The organism is Gordonia sp. UBA5067 (assembly GCF_002414845.1).
GTDB lineage: Bacteria > Actinomycetota > Actinomycetes > Mycobacteriales > Mycobacteriaceae > Gordonia > Gordonia defluvii.
The window spans coordinates 1-2,558 of record NZ_DIAX01000071.1 but is presented as its reverse complement, the minus strand read 5'-3'; the positions used below and the strand labels follow the sequence as shown (position 1 = coordinate 2,558).

3 protein-coding genes are annotated in these 2,558 nt (G+C 68.4%); all 3 read right to left on the bottom strand.

Annotated elements, in window-relative coordinates; genetic code table 11:
- Positions 1-1,094: M23 family metallopeptidase (locus tag B4M62_RS12050; protein ID WP_290713155.1), on the bottom strand; the 1,094-nt coding region annotated here is incomplete at its 3' end.
- A gap of 14 nt (positions 1,095-1,108) precedes the next feature.
- Positions 1,109-1,801 carry a hypothetical protein gene (locus B4M62_RS12045; RefSeq protein ID WP_290713152.1) on the bottom strand — a complete coding sequence of 231 codons (693 nt, stop codon included), beginning with the start codon at positions 1,799-1,801 and terminating at the stop codon, positions 1,109-1,111.
- A 36-nt stretch (positions 1,802-1,837) separates the two neighbouring features.
- On the bottom strand, positions 1,838-2,558 hold a 721-nt coding region (locus B4M62_RS12040), incomplete at its 5' end, for a chromosome partitioning protein ParB (protein WP_290713150.1).

Sequence of the window (2,558 nt, the reverse complement as noted above, 5' to 3'; positions counted from 1 at the left end):
CAGGCGGCGGCGTCGATGGCTTCGGCGCCTGTGCCGGCGGGGCGGACCTCGAAGTGCAGGTGGGCTCCGGTGCTCATGCCCGAGGAGCCGACATCACCGATGTGCTGCCCGGCGCTCACTCGGTCTCCGGCGTGGACATGGATGCCGTGCTGCCACATGTGCGCGTAGGCGGTCGCGACGGTCTGGCCGTCGATGGTGTGCTCGATGACGATGAGTCCGCCGTAGCCCCCGGAGAACTCCGCAACGGTGACCAGACCATCGGCGGCGGCGAGGATCGGGGTACCGTCGGGTGCGGCGAAGTCGGTGCCGGTGTGCAGTTTCTGTTCCCCGGTGATCGGGTGCGTCCGCATCCCGAACGGAGAGGTCAGCACCCAGGTGCCTTCCGGCAATGGGAACACCACCCGCGACGACGCGGACGCTGGACCACCTGCTCCGATTCCAGGCCCGCTACTACTGGTGAGGGCGGTGAGGATGCTCTCGGCGACGGGTTCGTAGTTGCGATAGCGGTCGGGGTAGGCGGAGACCTCGACGGCTTGAGCGGCGGAGCCTGGGTCCATCTGCTGCCAGCCGGGGATGTCGAGCAGTCCGCGTGGTGAGGGGTAGTTCGGGCCGGTCGGTCCGCCGAAGAACGCGCGGGCTTGGTAGGTGGGGTCCATGAGTTCGGCGACGGTTCCCCAGCCGGATTGGGGACGCATCTGGAACAGGCCGAGGCTGTCGTGATCGGAGCCGTTGCCGTCGTTGGGATAGTTCGCCGACTCGGGGTAGGTGCCGGTGTTGGTGAGCATCCGCAGCGTGGACTCGGTGAGCGCAGCCATGAGCGCGATCTTGATTCCGGGCCGTCCCACGTCGCCTTGGCTGTTGCCGATGGCGATGATCGTGGCCGCGTGCGTGAGCTGCTGACGGTTCAGGGTTAAGGTCTCGCCGTTCGCGGTGGTCACGGTGAGCGAGTCCGGGAGGGGTCCGAGGTTCACGGTCCCGGCGGGCGTGGCGCAGTGGGCGGCGGCGGGGTTCATCAGCACGCCGATGCCGAGCAGTGCCGCTGCGGGTGCGAAAAACATGAGCGCGAGGGCTGCGATGGCGACTTTGCGGAACACGACAACATGCCCGTTCAGTGCAGTGGGTTGTCGAGCTGCGACAGCCGCAGCAGGTGGCAGGTCGGATACGTCGGTGCGCAGACGACGAACACGGTGAAGACCACTTCGTGTTGCGAGGTGACGGGCTGCCCGTTCCAGACGCCTTCACGGTGGCGGGTGCCCTCGATCGTGACAGCGACCGTCCCAGGGGCGAGCTGCCCTGGCTGTGCCTGCCCGACGGCATCAGCCCACGCGTCGGGGACGAACGCGGCGTCGATGGTGAGTTGCTGGCTCGTGGCGTACTGCCGCAGTTCGATCCAGGCATCGCGGTTTGGCAGGTAGGCGGCGACGTCGGAGGCGAGCCCGGCCTGTTCGTCGCCGGAGGGGTCTCCGACCGCGAGGATCGCCGAGGTGTAGTCCAGCGGCCACAGCCCTGATGCGGTGTCCCAGGCGAAGAGCGTGGACGCGACCCCTTGCGCGAACTTGGCCGGGTCGGCCGAACGCGGCACCGCCGGAACCTGCGGTGCTCGGGGCGTGCTCGGCGGCACCGTCCGCGGTTCCGTCGTGACCGGGCCGGGCTCCGGATCGTCGGTGCTCGTCGGCGCATTGCGGGGGCCGGTGAGGAGTCCGTAGATGCCGACGCCGGCTAGGAGCAGCAGCACGATACCGGCGGCGATGAGGGCGACGAGTCGGCGGCGCTTCGAGGGATCAGTGGGTGCAGGGCTCATGCCGAGCAGGTGCGCACCCGCTGCCCGCGCCGGTGGTCAGAGGGCGCGCAGGCGTGGCCGCGCAGCGGTGTCTTCGCGGGCGGTGTGGAGGGTTTCGGCGAAGCGGGTGGTGCCTTCGACGGTGGCGAGGAAGTTGTCGAACTGTTCGTCGGTCAGCTCGCGCGCGAGGGTGTCGGCGTCGTAGTGGGTCCACCAGTTGGCCAGTTCGCCCCAGGTCTGCACGAACGCCCGTACTGGGTAGCGCACCGGTGGTGCGTCGTCGGGCGCGAGCGGCTTGAGTCGCGGCTTGGGCTTTTTGCCCTTCTTCATTGCGTTGGCGCGTGCGACGGCGTCCTCGGCGAGTGCGTGCATCGTCGCCTCACGTACCTCACGGGCAGCCTCCGCAGATGCGTGGATCGCCTGGTAGAGCGGATGCACCGGGTCGCCTGCCTCGATTCGCTTCAGCGCCGCCGCCGCTTCCGAGCGGAGCGTCTCAGGCTGGGTGGGGTTGGCGGCGATCTCTTCGATGTAGCCGACCTTCTCCAAGGTCTTGTACGACCCTCCGCCGGGGATCATCGCGGCGGCGAGTTCTCGTGCGTCGCCGAGCGCACCTGACGGTCCCGGAAATTTTCCGGGACCGTCGTTTCCCGGCTGGTTCTCGCTGCTGAACTGGGTAGCGGCCTTGCGGCGGGCGGCGTCTTCGGCCATGACCTGCTTGATCTCTCGGTAGAGCGTGGCGGCTTCGAGTTGGGTGTAGGGCTGTCTCTTATACACATCT